The organism is Terasakiella sp. SH-1, from assembly GCF_004564135.1.
GTDB lineage: Bacteria > Pseudomonadota > Alphaproteobacteria > Rhodospirillales > Terasakiellaceae > Terasakiella.
The window spans coordinates 554,276-577,895 of the sequence record NZ_CP038255.1; the positions used below are offsets into that span (position 1 = coordinate 554,276).

Consider the following 23,620-nt stretch of genomic DNA (forward strand, 5'->3'; position numbering starts at 1 on the left):
GTTTGGAGAGAGCTAAGTTAACACCTATTTCCCTATGATAATTTGAGACTTTTTACGTCTTCGTAATGGGTTTTTGGGTAGTTGGACGCCAGCTTTGATTGGTTCACATTCAACTGAGGGGCAGTAATCGCATGCTTGTAGTGCAGTCGTGCGTGTTGCAAAATCCAATATCTGCCGGGTTCTTTCTTTTTGAGGGATATCTGCGGTTAAGTCTATGTAATCACTTTGAAAACTAGGTATCAATCCAAGGTATTCTGCATGATTAGAAAAAGAGCAACGATGAGCTTTTCCATTCATTATCTGAACACATAACAAGGTGCCACTAATACATTCTCTATAAAGCTCATCATTTACATGCTGAGGGCGTTTACGTTCATAAATAGGTGTGAGTTTATTCCACGATGTGTTGTCGTACTTATAGTAATCAAAATAAATGTTATTTTTCTCTAACTCTGTAGAGATCTCATTGATTTTATTAGATGGTTCACCATAGTCTGAGATTAAGACAGTACACCCGTGAAGAGAAATTTGATCAATTTTGTTTTGAGGAGGGACAATAGTTCCGTTGGTAACGAAATCAATAAACAACAAGTTAGGGATTTTTGAGACTTCTTCTATAAGCTGATTTAGTTTTGGATATAAGAATGGCTCCCCTCCTTGAAGGGCAATATGATGAACAACATCAAATGCTTCACAGTAATTTCTAATATCTTGAACTATTCGTTCCATCTCAATTGATTGTGGGTCTTTGTAATCAGGAACAAAAGCTCCACAACCATTACATTCTAGCGTACATTTTTGTGTCAGTACATAAGACAGCGTTGGTGAGAGGTTATAGTCGCTTTTATCTGAGTTGAAATATGTAGCAAGTGTCTCACTGAATTTATCAAAATCGCATGCTCTATGAGCAACCTGAGAGAAGTAATACAATAAAAAGGCAGGGGCGAGTGCATGGACATTCTGAAAGCCTCTGCGATTAAAAGTTGATTCTACTTCTGTTGTTGTTTGTGGGTTTAAGGTACCAAGGAGAATGGTTGAGTTTTTATAGTCATTTTCGGCCTGTTCCATAGAGATGACTGGAATGCCATAATAACCTTGGCTTTGTTTTACTTTATTATTGTCAATAAAGGCAGTCAGAGGAAGATTTAGAGATTTCAGGACTTGTCGAAGATACCATCCTCCTCTGCTCGCTCCGAATATAAGAACTTTCCCATCTTTTTGCTGAACGTCTTGAATAAAAGACTCTATATCATTGTGATATTGCTTTCTTTGAGACATCAAAGTCATCTTTTTTAACCTTTATTGGAGCTGTCTATTTTTATGCTAGGGGTTTTTGGCCTGTTTCTTCAATAATACGTTTATTCTTTCCTGAAAGTTGTATGGCTGGGGGAACGACCACAAACTCATCTGGGTCACAATATTTGCATACTCCAAGAGCTGTATCTTTTTTTAGGTACTCTCGAACCCCTTCAATATTGGGGCTTCCATCTTTAAGCCTCAAGGGGACAAAATCTGTGTCTTTTTGTAGGGGGACTAAATTTTGTTTTCCGCCATGTGCTGCAAGTGAGCAACGGTAGAGGTCCCCTTCAAGGATGTGTGCACAGATTTTTGTCGATATGCATTTTTTGTAGACTTGATCGTCTTGTTCAAGAGAGCGTTTGAAATCTTTGATTTCAGTTCGGTGCCATTTCGTATCGTCAAAAACAAAATTGATATCACAATATAAATCATTTTGTGCAGCGAGATTAAAAATGGCCTCCTGTTTCTTTGAAAGAGACTGATAGTCACTTTGATGAAAATCAGCACCCGCTTTTTTTAGTTTTTCCCAGTTTTCAGGGGAAGGTAATAAAGTGCCATTTGTATAAACGTTGATAAATACAAGATTTGGAATTTGCGATAGTTTTAGGCAAATTTCCCCAATATCTTGGTTTAGGAGAGATTCCCCCCCCTGAAGGCTGATTTCTGGGACAAGATCAAAACACTCGCAGAAGGCTGCAATGTCATCGTAAATTTGATTTGGAGTGTAATTCTGGGGAGACTCGTACAAGGGGATATATTGAGAACAGTCCATGCATTTTAGATTGCATTTTGTTGTAATATTTCCAGTAGTGTAGGGAGAGACAAACAGGTTTTCTTTCACCTCTCCGTATTGATAGCCTTGACAGTCATAATATTCGCGTAATTTTTCAATTGTTTGTGCGAACTCCAGCGATGAAACATTTCTATTTATAATGTTGGTAAAATAATGATGTATGTAGCTATAAGGATCATGCTCAATCACATTAAAGCCTTGCTTCTTTAGGTTTTGAGAAACCGTTTCGCGCGACGTTGAATTAAAGATAGCTACAAGAATTTTGGCATCTTTAGCCCATTCTTCTTTTAACAGTTCTGGTTGTGAAATAACTTTAATACCATGATAATGTGAAAAATCATCACTCGCACGTTGGTCGCAAAAGTATGTTGTTTCAATCTGGTTCTTTTCTAGGCTTTTCCATATATACCACCCCATTTTAGAAGCACCATATATGACAATGGGTGTTTCCGTACATTTTAGTTCAGTTATATTTTTCTGGAATATTTGTTCGTATTTTAGCATTTTGTGATGAGACTCAGAGTTTGTGATCAAGTGTTAAACTTTTTTATCATTTCCAACTTGATTTGATTAATCAATTACATTTTGGATCTTGGTTGGTTTTGTTTTAGAAAAGGGCTTTGCATCCTTTCCTTCGGTGATAAACTCCCTGCTATGAATGATCAGATTACATACGTTAGTATTATCATTCCCATGCATAATGCTTCTCAAACCCTTGAAATCTGCCTGCGGAGTGTTCAACAACAGAGTTTCCAAAACTTGGAGGTGTTGTTAGTCGATGACGGCTCAAGCGACAATACGCTAGAGATTGCAAGGCACTTGATCCATAAGGACGAGCGTTTCGTACTTTTATCGCTGCCTCATAACCTAGGGCCTGGAGCCGCGCGTAATTTAGCACTTTCTCAAGCTAAAGGTGAATTTGTTTTTTTCATGGATGCGGATGATCATCTTCCTCAAGATGCGATTGAAACCCTTGTTAGATTTGCAAAGAAACATCATTTAGATTTTGTTTCCGCACCACATATCCAAGACCGAGGAATGCAAGGGCAGCATTTAAAGGATGGGAAAATAACCGAAGACACGATTTTTACTCAGGAAAATCTTCTAAGTTATATCCATAATTATACGCGGCTTCCGTATGTTTATACGGCTTTTGTCCATTGTTGGGGAAAGCTTTATCGTAATGAATTGATTCAACAGCATAGTTTACGTTTCGATGAAAGTTTGACGCAAATGGAGGATGTGCATTTCAATTTTCATATCCTTAGCTGTTGCCATCAGGTTGGCTATCAATTCCAGCCAACATATTATCATCACATTGCTGAACAAAGTACCTCTCTCAGTACAAAAATGGGGCAGGAAGACCAACCTGCTCTTAAGATGGAAAGGGCCTTAAGCAGCCTTCGCGACTTCGCCCAAGAGATAGACCCTCAACAAGAAAAACTATCTCGCCAACAGCTTCATCACCTTTATATCAGTATGGTGGTTATTTCTATTTTGCGCTTGTGTCGGGAATTTATAAAAACACCCTCTTGGCAGTTTTATAGCCGCATTCAATATTGGGTATCCTCAGAACAAGTACGCCAACAAAGAGCCGATTATATGCCTCAGGTCGGTGAAAGTCGTCTCTTGGGGTGGTGTTTGCGACATGGTTTTACGCCAGGTGTATTTATCATTGGTATTTTACGCATATTAAAATTACACTGAAATAGTAAAAAGATCGGCTTTGGAAAAATGAAACAATCACTTACACGCCCCCCCCATGATTTAGAGGGGTTCAAAGATTATATTGCAACACATCAATCTTCCATCATGATCTTCGGTGCTGATATCGCCGGAAAAGTAGTTGGTGAGATACTTAAAAAGCAGGGGCTGAGCGTCAGTGCTTATCTGGATAATAATGCCAATAAATGTGACACAACATTATCTGGCGTTGAAGTGAAACACGCCTCCTGCCTCAATGAGACGACACGTGATACGGTTATCTTGATAGCCTCAACCTATATCTCTGATATTATTCATCAAATAGAAGGTCTTGGTTTTTATAACTGGGTGCCAATCTCAGGTTTTCTTGAAGAGAAGAAAGATGAAAACTTTGAAGACTATCTGGAGGGAGAGCTGGCCTTAAATCACGTCGGTGGTGAGTTTACCGATGATTTCGCTAAATTCGTCATCTCCAATATGGTCAATTCTCAAAAAAAATATCTTGATCCTACTAAGCTCTATATCCGCAGTGTTGATTTAATCGTCACTGAAAAATGTTCTCTTAAATGTAAAGATTGTTCCAATCTTATGCAGTATTATGATCGGCCCGTTAATATGGATGCCAATGAACTGCTCAAAGACCTGCAAGATCTGTGTCATGTTGCTGATGAAATCAATGAAATTCGTATCATTGGTGGTGAACCATTTATGAACAAGCAGGCTTATGAGGTGATTAAACAGGCTGCTAGTTACCCTCAAGTCAATAAAGTTGTCGTTTATACAAATGGGACGATTTGTCCAAAAGATGAACAGCTTTTAGAAATTGCCAATAATAAAACTTTTATCTTTATCACCACTTACGGTGCCCTTTCGCGAAATGGAGAAAAATTGGCTGCTACACTGGAAAGATTGAACATCCAGCATAATATTCAAGCGGCTTATGGATGGACAGATTGTGCTGACATTGGAGGGCATGAGCGTAGTGAAGAGGAAAATATCGAGATTTTCCGACATTGTTGTGCCAAACATTTTACAACTTTGACCGATGGACGCATGTTCAGGTGTCCTTTTTCTGCAAATGTGGAACGTTTACAAGCCATACCAGAAGCTCCAGATGACTATGTGAATATTCGTGGTGCCCATGAAGGGGGGCATGACCTTGATCAACTGAAACAACATTTACGTTGGTTCTTAAGAGAGAAACCTTATATCGAGGCATGTAATAGCTGCAATGGACGTACCTATGGCGACCCGGAAATTACACCGGGCATTCAAACAGAAAAAATCTTATCTTATCAAAAATATGAACGCCCTTAAAACAAGATATAGTGATTTAACCAGAGGCTTTTCTTAGGGGATAATCTATTATAATGATTTGATTATCTCCTTTATAATCAAATCATTATGGATGATACAGCGGACTTTAAAATAAATTGGTAATATAATGTCTTACAATCCACTTCTTTCAATCGCCATACCGACCTATAACCGGGCCAATCATTTAGACTTTTATTTTGAAACTCATATCGAAAGTTTCAAAAAGCATAATATTGCTATTTTTATTTCAGATAATCCGTCAGGCGACCATGCAAGTGAGGTAATTGCAAAATGGCAGGGGGAGTATGAAAATATATTCTCAACCAAACTTGATACTATGGTTGATACGGATACCAATCACGAATATGTAATCAAACTCCCTGATACAGAATATATTTGGATTTGTGCAGATAGCTACGAACTTCCGGATGCGACAATTACTCAAGTTTTAGAGTGTCTGGAGAATGCACCGGAGAAATATGACAGCCTGCATATTAATCTTGTGAACAGAATTAAAGACCTCCCTGAAAAAACCTATACAGACCATAATGAGTTTCTGTCAGAAATAGGTTGGTCTATTAGTTGTAATACAACTAATATCATCAGCCGGGATATGGCTGACAATGGTCCTTACGGGGTTGCAAATGGCTCGCTGTTTGTTGTTCCCGGTTTTATCTATCATTACCTGAGCAAACCAGATTTTAAAGCAAAATGGTTGCCTTCTGCCAGTGTATTTACGCTTAAATATCCTGGTCCGATTAAATTGGGACTTCGCTTTACTGCCTTTGACCTGATTTTTAAGCATTGGCCAGAGCTGATTAACAATTTACCTGATGTTTATTCTCAACAAAGTAAGGAAACATTGATTTTAAAACATACCCATCTGGTTGGCTGGTTGCATTGGCGACGTCTCTTGGGATTTTATGGTGATAATTATATTTCTGAGGAACAGCTAGAGAAATATAAAGAAGGTATTCGTACCTTGACCCCAAAATCGACCCAATTCTTCATTTATTTCTTTCGCAGGGTTCCTGCCCCTATATGTAAATTCTTTTCCGTTATTATTGAATGGAGTAGACGCCGTAATTATAGGATCCGAAAGAAACTTGGCCTGGAGACGAACTAACCATTTGTGATTTATATTGCTTAATATCAGGATATATCACTGATGAGTTTTTTAGAACCTTGTGTATTTAAAATTTGTTAGACTTATGCCCATAGTAGCCCTTGGCCAAGGGCTACTATGGGTGGAGTTTGCCGTTAGAGCCTTGAGGCTTAGACCTCGTTAGTCAGCAAGGTAACTCCACCTTCTTCATATCTCGAACAGTTGATTGGGACCTTGATCCCGGAGCACAAGAAGGAGAAAGAAGTATGGCACATTTCAATTATTTTGTCGGCATTGATGTTGGGAAATATGAATGCCTCGTTGCTTTTAGTCATTCCTCCAAAATTTTATCCATCCCCAACACAGCAATCGGATTGCAAGAGCTTATTGATGGCCTTGAGGAAATCAAATCCAATACGCTCATTGCCATGGAAGCCACGGGAGGCTATGAAGTGGCCTTCTGGAAAGTTCTTCACAAAGCGGGTTTTCATGTTCGTCAAGTCCCTCCCGCTCAAGTAAGATCTTTTGCCCGTTCCAAAGCTCAAATTGCAAAAACAGATCGCATTGATGCCAAAATCATTTGCCGTTTTATACAGGAAAACCCAAATTCAGGCCGTTCCCTTCCATCTGATAATGTATTGAGGCTCAATAGGTTAATGGCAAAACGTCATCAACTCATTAAAGTAAGGGCTGCATTAAAATGCCAATCTCGACAACAGCAGGAAGAAGACCTTGAAGAATTGGACAAGGCTCATATCCAGTTTCTAAATAACCAGATTTCCAATTTAAACGCTATGATCACAACGCTCATTCATGAGAATCATGACCTTGAAGAAAAGGATCGTATTTTGCAATCGATCCCCGGCGTTGGCCCTGTCCTCAGTGCAAGTTTTCTGGCCTTCCTTCCCGAACTTGGAACGGCCTCAGATAAACAAATTGCCTGTTTATGTGGTATCGCTCCTATCGCACGAGATAGCGGGAAATATAAAGGAAAGCGTTTTATGTCTGGCGGGCGAAAACAGGTTCGTGACGTTCTTTATCAAGCTGCATTAGTCGCTTCATGGCATAACCCGAAGATAAAAACCTTCTTTGCACGCCTTAAGTCTGCTGGAAAACCGCATAAAGTTTGCGTTATTGCAGCAGCTCGAAAGCTGGCAACAATTGCAAACGCCATGGTGCTTCAGAAATCAGAGTGGCAAACTGATTAATACTTTTGCTGACCCTAGGTGTTTAGTCCTATAGTGTGGTGGAATAATTTATACTGATCTATCAGCAGGTGGACCCGTTCCCTAAAACTGGAGAGCATCTTCTGTTAAAATGAGATTTACAGGAGGAATAAAGTCGCTCACTTCTCTTCATAGCCCAAAGGCGACAATTGCCAGATTGCTCGGGTGATTCAGGTTTTCATCACTTCGTTCTTTCTGAAATCACCACGAGGAATTCTGTATCACCGGATTTCACGATCACTTCAAGAGGGAGGCCTTGGTTGGGAACGGATGTGGCTTCGAATTTGCGGCTTGCGGGATCGTATTTTAGCCAAGCAGGTAAAGCACCGCCATCTGCGCGTAAAACAGTTGCAGTTTCATGATTTACGTTTTTTACGACTTTTTCAGGCAGGGCAAAGCTAAAGCCTGTGCCTTTAGCGGCTGTATTCTTTGGCAGCGTTACCGTTACAATACCAGCCTGATTGGTTTCCACATTATCGCGTGCCTGTTCCAGCGAAATTGTAATGCCGCCTGTTCCAACTGTTTGGGCTGCACTTTCAGCACCTTCGCCCGCGTTTACTGTTGTTTGCGCTCCCGGCGTTGCGAGGACTTCGATATTCATGGCGCTTTGAGGAGACGTGTTTGCCAAACCAGTGTTTGTTTGTGAAGTATTGGTATTTGTTGCTGGTGTTGAAGGCGTAACAGTCGGTGGTGTGACAACGGGCTGCGCGCTAACCGTCAACGTACCTGTACCATAGGCCAGAGTATAACCAAATTGATCAGCGGCCCCTGCTGCTGTCATGCTATGCGTCCCCTCAGCGTAATTGCCGTTGCTGTCTAGGGAACTGCCAACCGTCACTGTTGGCTGTGTGCTCAGGGCTTGTGCCGCTGTATCCCCGTTTACGCCCCCTAAGTCCACCGCCAAAGACGGGCTATTACCATAAATGATTGTCTCATCACTGGGTCGGATGGTTGCTGTTGGTTGTTCACGATAAACCGCATAAGTGCCCGTTGCACCAATCGCCTTGGTGAAATTGGTTGCGACTTCGTCAGAATTATAGCGGAAGTTCCCGCTGCCAGAGCCAATCAGACTGGTTAGACCGGAGCTTCCGGAAACACTTCCGGTATACAGAATAGCATTGCCTGTTGTTGCCGAAATAGTCGGACTACCGGAAACAATAATGTTGCCACCTGTTGACGTCCCTGCTGCCGTATCCTTACCAGCATTCAATACAGTCGTAGAACCGGATACATTTTGTGAAACAGTCAAGTTGCCAGTTTTGGTTTCAATCGTTGTGGTGCCTGATGCGCTCATACCATTTGTTGAATCGACAGTACCGATTTCCACATCATCTGCGTCTGTGAAGGCAACGGAATCAAGACCACTGCCGGCAATGGTGTTCACGTCATTTGAAGCATGATCAAAGGTGACGGCCCCATCTAATAAGGCAAGCTTGTCCGCAATCAGATAACCACTTGCCCCATCTGAAACCGTACCGGAACCATCCAGCGTGATTGTGCTGTTGGTAGCGGTCATAGGGTTATTAATGGTGAGGTCGCCACCATAAAGGGCGATATCGCCGCTAACCGTTTCGCTTTTGGTCATGGTAATATTTGCTGTATTACCTGATTTGCCAATGGTTAGGCCAGAAAGCGTCGCACCACCCGTTGAATTGACGTTCAACAGTGTGTCGTTCCATGTAATCGCGTTGGTGAAACTGGTATTGTATGGTGCCAGAGTCAGTTCACCACTGGTTCTGACACGTCCTGTCCAGTTGTTGTTAGTTAGATTATCTTCATTAAAGATAATATTACTACTGGAAGCCCCAACGTTTACGTCAATTACCCCAGGGTTATTTGTCAAACCGTCATTACCTGCACCGCTTAATGTACCGCTGCCGAAGTTACTGTATTGAACAAAACCGTCCGCACCACTTTGCGTTCCATTGACAGTGATCGTTCCGGTATTGGCCAAAATGTTATAAATATAAATCCTGAAATCTAGGGGACTGGTGCCGCTACCAGAACCGGTCACAGTAATATTACCGCCATTTGTGGCTTCCAAAGTTCCCCAGTTGGTACTATGACCGTTTAACGAGACACCATGGTTAAAACCGCTTGCCCCACTGGCTGTACCTGAGATGTTAATGTTACCACTTCCGGTACGAAGATGCGTACTCACATTTGAAATCGTACGAGAACCGATCAGAACTCCCCGGGTATCTGTTTTACCAGTCGCTTCCCCTGTCACGGAGATGTTACCGGCGGCCCCTGCATCAAATGCAATACCATCTTGCGCGTATACACCGAAAATACGTGAGCTTGAGCTATCTGTCGCTTTACCATTCAGGCTGATATCTCCACCGCCTGAATAGAATGTAATATTTGTATCATGAACGGCGCTATCGCTACCGGTATCATCGGGATAGCTGCCGTCGGTTGTCCCAAGTGTAATACCTGCAACGGCTGCGTCAGCACCATTAGATTGCAAGGCAAATCCGGTTGGCGTACTCGTGCCTGCCGTGCCACCGCCAAGGGTGATGGTCCCGCCGCCAGATGCGGTACTGGTATTGGAGGCATTGCGGTCACTAATGGTTCGGCTATCTAACGTGACATTGTCAAGAATATAGATATAACCGCCATTCCCATCTGTATCTGACCAAAGCGTAATGTTTCCGCCGTTTGTTGCAATGGTATTTCCGTCATTCACTGTAATGTTATTGTGGGCCTTAAGTGTCAGGTTGGCATTGCCTGTCGTTGACGTTACCTGAATGCTGGTGTCAACGGTAATGTTACCGTCTTCAGTACCGCCAGAACCAGTTTGGACGGTCACATCCGTTCCGTTATTCAGCTGGGTTAAAATATCGTCACGATCAATCACGCTGCTGTCTGTCTGAGCGACATAGCCTGGCAGGCTTGATGATCCAGCCGTTGTCGTGCCGCCATTGTTAATGGTGATATTGTTCGGATCAAGCAGCCATTGACCGTTTGTCCCTCGTGTCGCACTCGCATTTACAGAAATACCTGCCACATCCAGCTTGGCACCAGATGTTTCGATACGACCGCCATCACCACCGCTCACACCACCTTTGGCTTCAAGTATGCCATGTGCCGCGGTGACAGAGGTTACATTACTTACATCAGACCATAAGACAACTGTACCGCCATCGCCGTTATCTGTTGCATTGGCTTTTATAGCCGCTTCTGTTTCCATGGTAACTGTGGTGGCTTGTGTCATATCACCACTGCCTTGCCATTCCCCACCGACATAGATTTCGCCGCCACCTAAGGCACCGGATGCATCAATAGTACTGTTGCTTGCCAAAGTGATATGATCACCACCCAGAACAATTTTACCGCCTTTACTTGTCAGGCTGGTTGCTTCCAACGAACCACTGTTCTTAATCGCCCCACCTTGGAGACTATTGGCTGCATGGGCGGACAGAATAATAAGGCCATCGGGGGCGAGAACCGCTTGTCTATTTTCCACCAATGTTTCAATCTGGCTTGGTGTGGCAGTGATACCCGTAAGGCTGCCATCTGTGCCAAGATCAAGTGTAATTGCTTCGCCTGAAGCAAGTGCAACCGTGCCCGCTTTAGCAATGATGACGCCTTCATTTCGAACTTCAGATGCCAAAAGCGCAATGTAGCCAGCAATTCCAGTGGTAGACAGATTGCCTTCGTTAATGACAGAACCTGTCGCACCATCCCTTGAAAAAGTGGTTGCACCGTTCATGAAGTCATCTGTATTCATGCTGTGTGTTGTGGCGACTAGCGCTCCGACATCCACACTGGCCTTTGGGGAAAAATAAACACCGTTTGGATTTGTCAGAAAGACCTGACCTGTTGCTGTGATCTGACCGAAAATCTGGCTAGGGTTGCTGTCTAACACGCGGTTCAAGGTCACGCTGCTTGCGGATGGCTGGTTAAAGTTAACCCTTGCATTAGAACCGACATTGAAGGTGTTCCAATCAATTGCAGCACGCCCTGTCGTCTGGTTGATGTTCATTGTGTTGCCGGAAGACTGAATTGTCGCCTGTCCCCCAACCACATTCCCCCCTGTGGGAAGTTGATTAACATCAGGTGCCGCCACAGCCATATCGGCACACAACAGCATAACCGCTGCACTCGCTACAACGACAGCCCCGCCTTTAACCCGAGTATTTTCCGGTACGGGCACCCACATTTGGGAGGCTGCTTTCCAGACTAAACCATAAGCATTATTCATTGGATGATCCTCCCTCTCTTAAAACGGTACTTTTAGGGCAAGCCAGAAACGGTGTACTTTTTTGGAACCGTCTTGGTCATAGCCGCTGGATGTCGGATTAGGGTTACTTCCAATGCGTCGTGCATAGGTCGCTACAAGGTTTGCGTTGCCTGGACCTACCCAGCTTGCCGAAACACCTGCACCTTTGAGATTGAAGTTATTCGGGGCTGCTGGTGATGTGATGGAATTATCTTCATTAACAATCACACGCCCCCAGTCATAGAATCCCGTCAAAACCAAATCCTTATTCCAGCGATAACGAAGCTCGGCATTGATCATATGACCTTCGCTGCCTCCCCCTTCATTGGCAGGATAAGCCCGCACGCCATTTGCGCCACCGAGATAGAATTTCTCGGCAGAATCAAGGTTTTTACCAGCAAACTGTCCGGAAAGGCTGGTAAATACGGATAAATCTTCAACAAGAGCCTGCTGTCTTGAAAGGGAATAGCGAAGCTTGGTAAAGCGACCATCGAGTTCAGAATTTTCATTTGAATCCACAACACCGAGATCAAGATCACCATGGGTCAAGGTCAGGCTTGCCATATTGGCTCCACCGCCGCCAAATCTATCAAACAGATTACCTGTGACATTTACATAGAGATTATCAATACCATATTCGCTATTTACAGAGCTTAGCGAGCTATTGCGATAGGCTTTACGTTCAAACCCACCACTGACATACAGGTTACGTTTACCTGAACGTATAATCGGATATTCCAGATTAGCCCCAAATGACTTGGAATGACCATTGAGGTCAAGTGACGCAAACTCCGGTGTAATGACATTGTAGCTCAGGTACGAGCTATTGGCCCCAACCCTTAAACCATCATCACCAATTGGTAGGCTGTATCCCAAACGCCCGTACTTTGTTCCTCTGCTAAGGATTACATCACTGGTGATGAGGTCGCCAATGCCTGCGGGACTATTGACAAAGACATTCATGGTACCACGTTCTTTGCCCGTGGTTCTTGACCCGGTGTTATCCAGCCCCAACGTGCCGTTGACTAAAGGCTCATCGGCAATTTTCAGAACCAGATCGGTCTCTGCCTGATTTGCACCAGGTTTCAGGTTTCCCGAGACTGAAACGCCGGGGAAATCATCCAGTAACAACAAACGGCGATCCAATGCACGTGCATTGAAAATCTTGCCCTTTGTCTGATCTTTTTCAACAACGGATTTTATACGTTCTTCTGAATAACGTTTAGGTTCACCATCAAGGTACACTTTACCAAAGACAGCCTCAACGATCTCAATCGTCACCACACCATCCGCAATTTCCTGATGCGGTAGATAGGCTTTTACCAACCAGCCAGCTTCACGATAGGTTTCGCCAACCGCTGCAGCAGCAGCTTGAAGCCCTGCAAAATCAATGGGCTTTCCAAGATAGTCTTCAACCGCAATTGTGAGCAGGTTATCATCAAGTTCGTTATTACCAACAAAGCGGAACTTGGAAACCGTAAAAGTCAGGCCACCACTTGATTTCATCTCAGGGGGCAACGGGGCCAATGATGGGGATTGATCAGGCAATGTCGGGGCTTTGCGTTTTTCAAGTTGCTGCTGAATAACGCCTGAATCAGGTGTTGTCTGGGCATAAACAGGAACCGAGAAGGCGAAACCTAAACACAAGCCTGAGGTCAACAACGCAGTATTACGGCGTTTTTTGTGCGTTACGCCACAATTACTCAAACAGTTCGACATTATAAATTTTATCCCTGATCACCATACAGATTTGCTCTCTTGCCTTTTGAGACAGCACCGGAATATAGCAAAGGGAATTTCAAAAACCTCACGCTGGATAACGCAGGCTAACGAAACCTAACAACAGCAGTTAAATTGAGAGAAAACTTATATTAAAACAATCAGAGTTTAAATAATCTGGATATCCATACAAAGGCGATAACCAACCCCTCTTTCCGCCTTGATCACGTCTGAGGAAATACCGACATTATGGAATTTTTTGCGCAAGCGGGTCAGACGCATTTGCAAACTACTGAGCGTCATACCTTCACTTTCCTGTCCGAATTGTTCCATTATTTGCCACTGCTCCAGCAAGTGGTTTTCTGCAAGGGTTAAAGCGGATAAAACGCGGACTTCCGCCAAGGTGAGAGGAATAACACCAGAAGGTGTGGCGATTTCCTGTGTCCTTGCATTCAAGTTCAAAACCTGTTGATCTGAATGACGTCGCCCCAAACGTGAACATAACACAGCGATCAGTTCTGCAGGATCAACGGGTTTAGAGAGGTAAACATCCGCACCAGCCTCATACCCTATAACACGTTGATTAAGCTCTGAACGTGCAGTCGTGACAATGATATTGGCATTGGGTTCAGCTCGCCTCAATCGTTTAACCAGACTGATCCCGTCTTCACCGGGAAGATTCAAATCAATGATATAAGCCTCTGCTGTATGGGTGCCTGGCGTATCATCAATATCTTCAGCACATTCAAGTGCAATGACCTGAAAGCCTTCACTTTCAAGAATGCCGGATAAAGCATTTCTCAGGTTTTCATGGTCTTCAATTAAAACAATAGCCATTTTTCATCAAAATTTATAAGTAGATTATTGGTGCTGAATGTATCACGCCTCACAGGTGTTAGCTAACGTAGCCTAACATATATATTAGATGTCCCTGAAATTTCGAGGGATGGAAAGATAAAAGACAGCTTTATCTTGCGTCGGCTGGTATTGAATGTTCGCCTCCAATAAGCTTGCAAACCCCTTTACCAGATACAAGCCAAGACCAGATCCCGTTACCCGATGGGCGTGATTTCCACGGTGATATTTATCAAATAATTTTTGCGGATCAGGCTTATTTTTTTCATCAACATAATTCGCTATCGTTAAAATCAATGTGTTTTGATCACTATTATCACGTAAATCAATTTCAATGGGCTTGTCAGGCACGCCATATTTGACAGCATTTTCAATCAGGTTTGAAAGGATGACTTTTAAAAGGGAGGGATCAGATTGAATCTCAGCCGAAGCCGTCTTTGATATTTTTGCACGACCTTGCACATGTTGTTTTTCAATCAAGTCTTCTAACATTTTATCCAGAGAGCATTGTGAAATACTAAGTTCCAGAGCATTTGCCTCAAATCTTTCTGCCATCTGACTGGTTGAAACGACTTCATCAATCTCAGTGATTGACGCATTTGCCATTTCAATCATTTCCGGCGTAATCTTTTTATTCGCCAAGAGAACTCGTATCACAGCCAAAGGCGTTTTCAGCTCGTGGGCGAGCATGGAAAGAAAACGCGATGTTTCTTCGCGTTTATGTTTCTCATCAGTCACCATTTGATTGAGTTTGCGGTTAAGGAGTCTTGTTTTATAATAAAAATATATAAAAACAGTGATGATCAAAATCCCTACACTCAGGACTAACAAAATAGGCCCATAATTCGGTTTCTTTTCAACCTTTATGGTATACCACTTTTGTAAAATTGCATCCCTTTCCGCTACAGAAATCGTATCTATTGTTTTCTGCATTATAGATAACAAAATGTCGTCGTCATTACGTACAGCAACTGAGCCGCCTAGCTTAAGGTCTATTCTTCCAGCTATTTTTAGATCGCCTATTTGGTACTTTTGCAAGGCATATACTATGGCAGGTAAAGCATCTATGTATCCATATACTTCCCCTTGTCTGACGGCATCAAGTCCCTTTTCAATATTGCTAAACTCAATTAATTCAAGGTGAGGATGTTTTTCTTTCAAGGCTTCCATTACAGCAGAACCACTCGAAAAACCGACCTTGTTATTATTCCTTTTTTGAATGCCATCGATAAAACTGACATTTAACCCTGTCACTTCAACAAAAGGCACTAACAAATAAGAAGTGGTGAAATTCAAATACTTTTTTCTATCTGGCGTACTCCTTGCTAGTGAAAGAATGTCACACTTTCTTTCTTTAACAAAATTGAGGGATTCATTCCAATCAGAGGTACTAACAACTTCAAATTTGATATTAAGACGGCGCTGAAAAACTTCAAAAAAGTCAGCAGAGATACCTACATATTCATTGTTTTTGTCAATTTCTTCAAAAGGCATCCAATCTGGGTCAACACAGATGGGAATCCTGTCTTTCAATTTTAAGTATTCTTTTTCTTCAGGTGTCAGGGCGAAGCCGTCATCAGCGGCAGCGTAAAACGAAAAAAACGAAAAGAGAGCCAGTACGACAAGGCGTAGGATTTCATGTTTTATGCGGGTGTATGTCTGTATTAACATGTAAAAATTAGATACTCATTCGAAAGGGGCTTTTTTTTTAAGGTATGGTTTAAAATGAACCCGCTGCACTAATGTGAAAAGGGGGGGTAAAAATTTCATGAGTAATTAATACGGATTCGGGATAAGGATTTTATTAAGTTAATGATTCACAAAGATAAGGTGATGGGAGTAGGCTATTAATCACCACAAAAAACGGCCTACAATGGAGGTGCCCGTGGTTCCTATCGAAGAGATTTTCTGTGAGGTTGACGATTCCTGCAAGCGTTTCTTTCCCGCTTTTGAACGCGGTCTTCTTCCTAAAGAAGGAAGCAAACGTCTACGACCCAGCCGTATGAATGCTAGCAAAATCATGATGATCCCTGCGGTTTTACCTTCTTTCGGACAGATGGCTCCAAAGATATAGGCTGAACGGTTTCGCAAATCCTGTATGGTTTCTGGACGTGTGCCCCGCTTGGCCCATCTTCGGGTTTGCTTGTTCTTTTACCACTTCGCCCTCGAATTTTTTTTGAAAGCCTCATTGGCCTCTTCATTGCGTTGACGGTGGCAAGGACGTGCCGACAATTTGCGATATCCCATCTTGTTCAATATACGGCCTAACGAGGAAGGTCGATATGGAGATGCGATATTCTTCCCAAATCACACAATCGCCAGCGTACCACGTTATGGATCGCAGGTGTAGGGCCTTTTTCTACGATATCTGCAAGGGCGTCACGCTGTTCCTTATTGAGCAATGGCACTGGACCGCCTGACCATTTATCTTTCAGACCATTAGGCCGCTCTTTATTCAAACGCAAAATCCAGTCACGGATTATTTGCAAAGTCACACCTCCAACTTTGGAGGCATCGGTACGACTTCCGTCATCGTAGATAATCGCAAGGCTCAAGAGGTGACGGACCTGTGTTGCATTATTGGTTTGCTTGGCAAGATGGCGAAGAGCATCACCGTTGTAACCTGATCGCAAGGGAATTGGGGCACCCATAGAAAACTCCTATTCGTTTTCTATATTGAATCAGGGTTTAAGCGGTTTGGGAATCCCCTTTATGAGTCAAAACCTATAGGGCCTGGTATAAGCCAGCGTTACGGTATTAATCCCAAGACTGTTTGTAAGTGGAGAGCGCACGATACTGTAGAAGATGCAGCCATGGGGCCAAAGAACCCGTGGACTGCCCCGTTTAGGTGCTCCATGGCCTAAGTTTGTGTCGCCTTTACCCTATTGCCGTTTGATGATTGCCTGTATGCTTTGCAGGCCAGCCTTCCACATTTAACCCGGTCCTCTTTGCATCGCTATTTTCAGCGTCATGGCATTTCTCGCTTCCCCCTTGAAGGGGATGGAAAAACAAAGAAGAAATTCAAGAAATACCCGATAGGCTATTTCCACGTTGATATTGCCCGGGTGCGTACAGAAGAAGGAAAACTCTGTCTGTTCGTCGCCATAGATAGGACTTCAAAGTGGGTCTTTTGTGAACTACATGAACGTCAGAAATATGCCTTTCATCACATTTTTGATCGGTATGCGACGAATATGTTTGTAAAATCTGGACAAAGGAGCCGGAAAGATTCAAAGTTGACCCAACCCATCACACTCTGGGACTAAACAACTAAAATAATAGTAGTTATTTTTTATTGTAATTCAGACTTGTTAGTCCTTATATTAGACCTATTAGAACAAATAGATGAAAGTTGGAAATTGACGGATACACGTATTCTCTTTCTGTTACCGCCAAACATTACTTTTGAAGATTTTGTCTCTCCTCCAAACAATATCAGTACAATTCTGAAAAACGGTGGCAAAGAGCAGTTTGGTTCAGTGATTACCGATATACCCTTAGGGGTTTTATCGTTGAGTGCATATTTGAAGAAGTTTCATTCTGTAGAAAGTCGGGTTATTGATTTTAATGTCAGGCTTAATCAAGAAGCCTCCTTTACGTTTCAGAATTTTGCGAGTTATTTTAAGTCAGAAATTGGTCAATACGCTGATTTTGATCCCCATTATATCTGTATTTCTGCCCTTTTTACCCCAGCATATAACAGTATTTTAGAACTGGCGCAGGTTAGTAAAGAAATTTTCCCTAATGCGCTTGTTCTTGCAGGGGGGAACCTGCCAACATCCATGTATAAAGAAATCTTGACGGATACAAAATGTGTCGATGCTATTTGTTTTGGTGAAGGTGAAAAGCCTCTGAACGAGTTACTGCAAGCAGAAGATAAGCAGGGGTTTCTGAATGGGCATAGTTCGTGGATTACCCATACAAATATAGCTAATAAACAGACTCTATTTCAGCATGACTTTATTTATGATCTGGATGAAATTCCCTTTCTGGATTATGGAATTTTGGATTTGGAAGGCTATAAACTTAATTCGACTTTATCACGTTACAGTGTTAGCGATAAACTTAGTGACTCAATAGGTACTTCTGGGGAAGAAGAGACTAGTTTTCCAATTATGACGTCTCGTGGTTGTCCCTTTCGTTGCACATTCTGCGCGTCTCATGCTGCTCATGGTCGTAAAATGCGATATTACAGTTTGGAGCGGGTCACTGAAGATTTGAAACAATTAAAAGATCTTTTTGATGTCTCCGGCATCATTATTCAAGATGATCATTTCATGGGTGGTGATCAGCGACCATATGACATTGTCAGTCAAATCAAAACGTTTGATTTGAAAATGTTCTTCCAAAATGCTTTAGCGATTTATGCTCTTAAACCGGACTTTCTCAAGCTATTGAAAGAGGCTGGAGTTAGGGAGCTTGTTCTGCCGATTGAATCGGGGAGTGCTCGTGTTTTGAAAGAAGTTATGCGCAAGCCTCTGAAGTTGAAAATTGTTCAGGATGTAACCAAAAATTGCCGTGAAGCCGGAATTTATACGGATTGTAATATTATTCTCGGTATGCCAGGCGAAACTATGCAAGATATTGCCGACAGTCGCGAGTTTTTAAAGACCCTTTATGCAGACTGGTTTCGTGTTTTTGTTGCTATGCCCATTCCGGGGAGTGAGATGTATGAGGAATGTGAGATTAATGATTATTTTAAAATTACGCCTATGAAGGCAAATTATAAAAATGCCGTTATTGAAACTGAGTTCCTGACACCACAAGATGTGCAGTTCATGACCTATTATATGAATATTGAACTTAATTTTGTCTATAATGCCAATTTCCGTCTTGGGCACTATAATACAGCGTTAGAGAGTTTTCTTAATGTAATAAAAGTTAAGCCTGATCATGCTATTGCGCATTTTTATATTGGGCAATGTTATGAGAAATTGGGCAAAGCCTCACAAGCTGAAACACATTATAGTTTAGCGCGAGGATATACTCAGGAAACGGATTTTTGGGATGTGTTCATTAATGATTTTGAGATTCCAATCCATTAGAGCTTGTCATGTATAGGTAGTTTCATTCCATGTAAAAGTTGAGTGTTAACTCAATACTTTCTTAAAAGACTGAATGACATAATCCAGCATTTCTTCATTTAGGGCAGGTTGAACACCAATCCAGAAGGTATTGTTCATAATGGTGTCTGTATTGGTAAGCTCCCCACTGATGCGGTAGGTTTTCGCGGACATATAGGGCTGTTTGGTCAGGTTCCCGGCGAATAGAAGACGAGTACCTATCTTTCGTTCATCCAGAAAACGTAAAAGCTCTACCCGGCTGATTGGGGCATTGTCTTTCAATGTGATGGGGAAACCAAACCAGGAAGGGTCAGCGTTTTTTGTCGGTTCTGGTAAGATCAAAAATTCTTCCAGTGGCTTTAAACCTTCTTTTAGATAGGCAAAGTTCTTTTTGCGCAGGGTGATGAAACCCTCCAGGCGGTCCACCTGGGCTAAACCGCAGGCGGCCTGCATATCGCTGATTTTCAGGTTATAGCCGACATGGCTATAGATATATTTATGGTCATAGCCTTCGGGTAGCTCACCCAGTTGCCAGCAAAAACGCCTGCCACAGGAGTTATCTTTGCCTGGTGCGCAGAAACAATCGCGGCCCCAGTCACGGAAAGATTCAATGATCTTTTTCAGTTTCAGGCTGTCGGTATAAACGGCACCGCCTTCGCCCATGGTGATATGGTGGGCAGGATAGAAGCTGAGGGTTGCGATATCACCAAAGGTTCCGCATAAGCGAGGGACACCTGCTTCAATCGTTGTCTTCTTATCTTTTTGACGGGTGATGGTGGGGGTGTAGGTCGTGCCTAGCGCATCACATGTATCTTCAATGACCCATAAATCATATTTATCGGCCAAGGCCATAACCGTATCCAAATCAAACGGATTGCCCAACGTATGGGCCAGCATGATAGCGCGAGTTTTTGAAGTGATGGCTTCTTCGATTTTACTGGCATCAATATTGTAGGTTGGAATATCCACATCGACAAAAACGGGAACCAAACCATATTGCAGCAAAGGATTAACCGTTGTGGGAAAACCAGCAGCAACGGAGATGACTTCATCACCAGGTTTTAACGCACGTTCGCCGAGTTTTGGTGAGGTCAGGCTTGCCAAAGCCAGCAAGTTTGCTGAGGAGCCAGAGTTGGTGCTGAGCGCATGTTTAACTCCGAGAAAATCAGTGAGCCTTTGTTCAAAGGCATCGTTAAAACGCCCGGTGGTGAGCCAGCCATCAAGGGAGGCATCTACCATATTTTGCAACTCGCCTGTGCCAATAACTTTACCTGAGGGGGGGATCACAGTCTCACCACCTGCAAAAGTCTGGGGTTGGTATTGCAGGTTGGCATATTCGCTGACCAGTTCACGGATTTGAATGCGGATTTCGTCTTTTCTATTCTTAGAACTCATAACAATTTCTTTGTTAGTGTTGTGTGTATTCAATGATTTGCTGGCGGGTTACATCACGCATGTCTTTCTGAGAGTGATAGGCCCGTTGCCAGTCGATGATTTTTCCAAGACAAGTTTGCAGGTCCCATCTTGGGGCCCAGTCTAAATTCTTTTGGGCTTTGGAACAATCTAGTTTCAAATAATGGGCTTCATATGGGGTTTGGTTATCTGTTTCCACGTGATAGGCTGCACCTTTCCCCCACTGGTGGGTAAGTTCCTGAACAATCCATAAAACAGGCTTGGCATCTTCATTTGCGGGGCCAAAGTTCCAGCCCTGCCCATATTCCTCGGGCTGTTCGTATAGCGCTTGAGCCAGTTTTAGATACCCGCAGAGAGGTTCCAGCACATGCTGCCAGGGACGGATAGCCTTGGGGTTGCGGATAATGACCTCTTCGCCTTTTTCAATGGCGCGTAGAATATCTGGGACAAGACGGTCTTCGGCCCAATCGCCCCCGCCAATGACATTGCCTGCACGCGCACTAGCCAGTTTTAACCCATAAGAATTGCGATAGGCGGAGGTTATCAGCTCTGCACAGCCCTTGGAACTGCTATAGGGGTCATGCCCCCCCATAGGGTCGGTTTCTGTGAAAGGAACAGCCAGTTCCTGATTATCATAACATTTATCGGAGGTGACATTGACGACAGCTTGAACCGAAGGTGTTTGGCGTACGGCTTCCAACAGGTAGGTGAGACCCATCACGTTGGTTTCATAGGTTTCGATGGGATTGCTATAGGAATAACGCACTAAAGGCTGGGCGGCCATATGGATCACGATATCCGGTTGGGCATTTGTCATGGCCTCAAGCACGGCATCTTTATTGCGGATATCTGCAATGATCGAGGTCATGCCATCTGCCACATGGGCAATGTCAAACAAGCTGGGGTTTGTTGGTGGTGTCAAGGCAAAGCCGGTGACATGAGCCCCCAGGTCTTGCAGCCATAATGACAGCCAGCTACCTTTAAAGCCTGTATGTCCGGTCAGGAAAACGGACTTTCCATTCCAAAAAGTGCGATCCATTACCAGACTTTCCAGGGGGCTTTGCCGGATTTCCAAAGATCATGCAGATAGTTTTGATCACGCAGGGTATCCATCGGTTGCCAGAAGCCTTCGTGCTTATAAGCTGCAAGATTACCTTCTGCCGCCAGTGTATTTAGCGGATCAGATTCCCACGACATATCATCAGATGAGATATAATCCAGTACGTCAGGGGAAAGAACGAAGAAGCCCCCATTGATCATATTGCCATCGCCACGGGGTTTTTCCTGAAAGGCATTGATTTTATCCCCACCAATCTCCAGAGCACCAAAACGCCCTGGTGGGATGACGGCGGTTAAGGTGGCTTTGGCCCCTTGCTCTTTGTGGAAGTTAATACTTGCTGTGACATCAATATCAGCCACACCATCGCCATAGGTAAAGCAGAAACAGTCTTCATCTTTGACGAAATCGGCTACGCGTTTCAGTCGCCCGCCTGTCATCGTATGTTCCCCTGTATCAATCAGGGTAACTTTCCACGGTTCGGCATGTCGGTTGTGGACTTCCATTTCGTTATTGGACATATCAAAAGTCACGTCCGAAGTATGAAGGAAATAGTTGGCAAAATATTCCTTGATGATATAGCCCTTATAACCACAGCAAATGATAAAATCATTGATGCCATGGGCAGAATAAATTTTCATGATATGCCAAAGGATCGGCTTTGTGCCGATTTCCACCATAGGTTTTGGCTTTAGGTGGGTTTCTTCAGAAATTCGGGTGCCAAGTCCCCCGGCAAGAATGACCGCTTTCATCTGCTTTAATTCCCTTTTTGTTTTGGAATACAGTATAAAACCGTTTCCAGTAACATATCACCATATACTCGTAAGTACATCTCGTATTGAGTGTTCATTGAATGAATCATGAGAGGAAGTTCCCATAGGTCTGAAGGTTTATGATAAAGACAGATCGCTAAGACAGGGCTATAGGTTTGAATGGTTTTTTTTGCCCCTTTTAGGGCTTCGGCTTCGGCACCTTCGATATCCATTTTGATGTAATTGGGCCGTGTGTTGAAAAGGCATTCATCAATCGACGTTGCTAAGATAGACTGAGAGAGATCAACAGGGCCTTCTTGTGTGGTGATACAGCTTGAAGATGATTGATTGGCTGCAAAATTAAGAATTTCTGAACGAGACCAAACCCCCGTTGGGTACACAAAAACGTTTATGGCATCGTCACAACAGGTGTCCAGTTGTTCATGAAGGGCTTTTAAGTTCTTCTTATCCGGTTCAAAGCAGGCAATATAGTCGATTGCAGTGTTCGATTTTTGGCTGTGTGTGATCAGGGGGGGAATTGTGTCGCCAATAAAAGCCCCTGCATCCACAAAGCGCAAAGTTTTTAAACCCTCAAAAATAGGGACATCATCTGGAAAGTATTGTGCTTCTGTATCACGAAGAACATAGTCTTCTACCTTGAAGCTGGTCCTGAAACGAATGAGTTGGTCCAAGAGCTGTCTGCTTTTATCATCGACAAGCAAGGCCCTAAACTCGTTAAGCTTCTGTTGATTGACCCGGTCTTCTATATTTTCGCTGTACCACAGGCTATAGATTTTCAGAGCATGAATAATATCAGGGTATTTCAGGACTGTTTCTGTGTAGTCATAGACATTTTGAAATAGGTCAGTTTTGAGTTGCTCTTTAATTTTTTCACTAATCATACCAACGGAGACATATATTTCAGCTTCTTTGTTGTTGACCGCCTCAGGGCGTTGCACAGGCAAGTCGTTATAGCTTTCTCGTGTTGAAAAACTATCAATAAAGCCCGAAACAGGAAGGCCAAGTTTTTGAAAGACCTTGAGGAAAGCTTGACCCTGGATACCTGCACCAAAGATATAACGTTCTGTCATC

16 protein-coding genes and 1 pseudogene are annotated in these 23,620 nt (G+C 43.2%); 6 read left to right on the forward strand and 11 right to left on the reverse strand.

What is annotated here, in order from left to right:
- Positions 1-24: 24 nt before the first annotated feature.
- Both E4K71_RS02490 and E4K71_RS02495 read right to left on the reverse strand, forming a co-directional pair.
- Complete coding sequence (locus E4K71_RS02490) at positions 25-1,287, reverse strand: radical SAM protein (protein ID WP_135076085.1); 1,263 nt, start codon at positions 1,285-1,287, stop codon at positions 25-27.
- Between the two features lie 31 nt (positions 1,288-1,318).
- Positions 1,319-2,509: a radical SAM protein gene (locus tag E4K71_RS02495; protein WP_167730221.1), complete on the reverse strand. Its 1,191-nt coding sequence runs from the start codon at positions 2,507-2,509 to the stop codon at positions 1,319-1,321.
- A gap of 237 nt (positions 2,510-2,746) precedes the next feature.
- On the opposite strand from E4K71_RS02495, the gene E4K71_RS02500 reads away from it, so the two are divergent.
- The 4 genes from E4K71_RS02500 (at position 2,747) to E4K71_RS02515 (ending at position 7,426) form a co-directional block, all read left to right on the forward strand.
- Positions 2,747-3,799 (forward strand): glycosyltransferase family 2 protein, encoded by a 1,053-nt coding sequence (locus E4K71_RS02500; protein ID WP_135076090.1) that lies wholly within the window; start codon positions 2,747-2,749, stop codon positions 3,797-3,799.
- A gap of 27 nt (positions 3,800-3,826) precedes the next feature.
- Complete coding sequence (locus E4K71_RS02505; RefSeq protein ID WP_135076093.1) at positions 3,827-5,113, forward strand: radical SAM protein; 1,287 nt, start codon at positions 3,827-3,829, stop codon at positions 5,111-5,113.
- 127 nt (positions 5,114-5,240) lie between these two features.
- A complete protein-coding gene (locus tag E4K71_RS02510; protein WP_135076096.1) occupies positions 5,241-6,239 on the forward strand; it encodes a glycosyltransferase in 999 nt (332 codons plus the stop codon).
- Between the two features lie 245 nt (positions 6,240-6,484).
- Positions 6,485-7,426, forward strand: a complete 942-nt coding sequence (locus E4K71_RS02515) for an IS110 family transposase (RefSeq protein ID WP_135076099.1) — start codon at positions 6,485-6,487, stop codon at positions 7,424-7,426.
- Between the two features lie 199 nt (positions 7,427-7,625).
- On the opposite strand, the gene E4K71_RS02520 is transcribed toward E4K71_RS02515, so the two are convergent.
- The 5 genes from E4K71_RS02520 to E4K71_RS02545 form a co-directional block, all read right to left on the reverse strand.
- Positions 7,626-11,651 (reverse strand): filamentous hemagglutinin N-terminal domain-containing protein, encoded by a 4,026-nt coding sequence (locus E4K71_RS02520; protein WP_135076102.1) that lies wholly within the window; start codon positions 11,649-11,651, stop codon positions 7,626-7,628.
- Positions 11,652-11,669: 18 nt separating this feature from the next.
- The gene (locus tag E4K71_RS02525) at positions 11,670-13,388 is read right to left on the reverse strand and encodes a ShlB/FhaC/HecB family hemolysin secretion/activation protein (RefSeq protein ID WP_135076105.1); all 1,719 of its coding nucleotides are present in this window, start codon (positions 13,386-13,388) and stop codon (positions 11,670-11,672) included.
- A gap of 168 nt (positions 13,389-13,556) precedes the next feature.
- A complete protein-coding gene (locus E4K71_RS02530) occupies positions 13,557-14,225 on the reverse strand; it encodes a response regulator transcription factor (RefSeq protein ID WP_135076108.1) in 669 nt (222 codons plus the stop codon).
- A gap of 84 nt (positions 14,226-14,309) precedes the next feature.
- On the reverse strand, positions 14,310-15,914 hold the full coding sequence (locus tag E4K71_RS02535) for a transporter substrate-binding domain-containing protein (protein ID WP_135076111.1): 1,605 nt from the start codon (positions 15,912-15,914) through the stop codon (positions 14,310-14,312).
- A gap of 593 nt (positions 15,915-16,507) precedes the next feature.
- Positions 16,508-16,894: a hypothetical protein gene (locus tag E4K71_RS02545; RefSeq protein WP_135076117.1), complete on the reverse strand. Its 387-nt coding sequence runs from the start codon at positions 16,892-16,894 to the stop codon at positions 16,508-16,510.
- Between the two features lie 87 nt (positions 16,895-16,981).
- Here E4K71_RS02545 and E4K71_RS18395 point away from each other — a divergent pair.
- Both E4K71_RS18395 and E4K71_RS02555 read left to right on the forward strand, forming a co-directional pair.
- A pseudogene (locus E4K71_RS18395) lies at positions 16,982-17,392 on the forward strand (IS481 family transposase); the annotation flags it as partial.
- Positions 17,393-17,602: 210 nt separating this feature from the next.
- Positions 17,603-19,288 carry a radical SAM protein gene (locus E4K71_RS02555; RefSeq protein WP_206201943.1) on the forward strand — a complete coding sequence of 562 codons (1,686 nt, stop codon included), beginning with the start codon at positions 17,603-17,605 and terminating at the stop codon, positions 19,286-19,288.
- A 45-nt stretch (positions 19,289-19,333) separates the two neighbouring features.
- On the opposite strand, the gene rfbH is transcribed toward E4K71_RS02555, so the two are convergent.
- Genes rfbH through E4K71_RS02575 form a run of 4 tightly spaced genes read right to left on the reverse strand, consistent with a single transcriptional unit; the run spans position 19,334 to position 23,619 of the window.
- Entirely contained in the window at positions 19,334-20,701 is a 1,368-nt protein-coding gene (rfbH, locus tag E4K71_RS02560) for a lipopolysaccharide biosynthesis protein RfbH (RefSeq protein WP_135076123.1), read from the reverse strand.
- Between the two features lie 13 nt (positions 20,702-20,714).
- Positions 20,715-21,758, reverse strand: coding sequence for a CDP-glucose 4,6-dehydratase (gene rfbG, locus E4K71_RS02565; RefSeq protein WP_135076126.1), 1,044 nt, complete (start codon positions 21,756-21,758; stop codon positions 20,715-20,717).
- A complete protein-coding gene (rfbF, locus tag E4K71_RS02570) occupies positions 21,758-22,528 on the reverse strand; it encodes a glucose-1-phosphate cytidylyltransferase (RefSeq protein WP_135076129.1) in 771 nt (256 codons plus the stop codon). Before rfbF ends, rfbG begins: the two co-directional genes overlap by 1 nt.
- A gap of 5 nt (positions 22,529-22,533) precedes the next feature.
- Positions 22,534-23,619, reverse strand: a complete 1,086-nt coding sequence (locus E4K71_RS02575) for an FkbM family methyltransferase (RefSeq protein WP_167730223.1) — start codon at positions 23,617-23,619, stop codon at positions 22,534-22,536.
- Between the last annotated feature and the right edge of the window lies 1 nt (position 23,620).

What these genes read in the sequence shown, in the direction of transcription:
- E4K71_RS02490 (WP_135076085.1), bottom strand. Translation starts at nt 1,287, where the DNA reads ATGACTTTGATGTCTCAAAGAAAGCAATATCACAATGATATAGAGTCT.
- E4K71_RS02495 (WP_167730221.1), bottom strand. Translation starts at nt 2,509, where the DNA reads ATGGGGTGGTATATATGGAAAAGCCTAGAAAAGAACCAGATTGAAACA.
- E4K71_RS02500 (WP_135076090.1), top strand. Translation starts at nt 2,747, where the DNA reads ATGAATGATCAGATTACATACGTTAGTATTATCATTCCCATGCATAAT.
- E4K71_RS02505 (WP_135076093.1), top strand. Translation starts at nt 3,827, where the DNA reads ATGAAACAATCACTTACACGCCCCCCCCATGATTTAGAGGGGTTCAAA.
- E4K71_RS02510 (WP_135076096.1), top strand. Translation starts at nt 5,241, where the DNA reads ATGTCTTACAATCCACTTCTTTCAATCGCCATACCGACCTATAACCGG.
- E4K71_RS02515 (WP_135076099.1), top strand. Translation starts at nt 6,485, where the DNA reads ATGGCACATTTCAATTATTTTGTCGGCATTGATGTTGGGAAATATGAA.
- E4K71_RS02520 (WP_135076102.1), bottom strand. Translation starts at nt 11,651, where the DNA reads ATGAATAATGCTTATGGTTTAGTCTGGAAAGCAGCCTCCCAAATGTGG.
- E4K71_RS02525 (WP_135076105.1), bottom strand. Translation starts at nt 13,388, where the DNA reads ATGTCGAACTGTTTGAGTAATTGTGGCGTAACGCACAAAAAACGCCGT.
- E4K71_RS02530 (WP_135076108.1), bottom strand. Translation starts at nt 14,225, where the DNA reads ATGGCTATTGTTTTAATTGAAGACCATGAAAACCTGAGAAATGCTTTA.
- E4K71_RS02535 (WP_135076111.1), bottom strand. Translation starts at nt 15,914, where the DNA reads ATGTTAATACAGACATACACCCGCATAAAACATGAAATCCTACGCCTT.
- E4K71_RS02545 (WP_135076117.1), bottom strand. Translation starts at nt 16,894, where the DNA reads ATGGGTGCCCCAATTCCCTTGCGATCAGGTTACAACGGTGATGCTCTT.
- rfbH (WP_135076123.1), bottom strand. Translation starts at nt 20,701, where the DNA reads ATGAGTTCTAAGAATAGAAAAGACGAAATCCGCATTCAAATCCGTGAA.
- rfbG (WP_135076126.1), bottom strand. Translation starts at nt 21,758, where the DNA reads ATGGATCGCACTTTTTGGAATGGAAAGTCCGTTTTCCTGACCGGACAT.
- rfbF (WP_135076129.1), bottom strand. Translation starts at nt 22,528, where the DNA reads ATGAAAGCGGTCATTCTTGCCGGGGGACTTGGCACCCGAATTTCTGAA.
- E4K71_RS02575 (WP_167730223.1), bottom strand. Translation starts at nt 23,619, where the DNA reads ATGACAGAACGTTATATCTTTGGTGCAGGTATCCAGGGTCAAGCTTTC.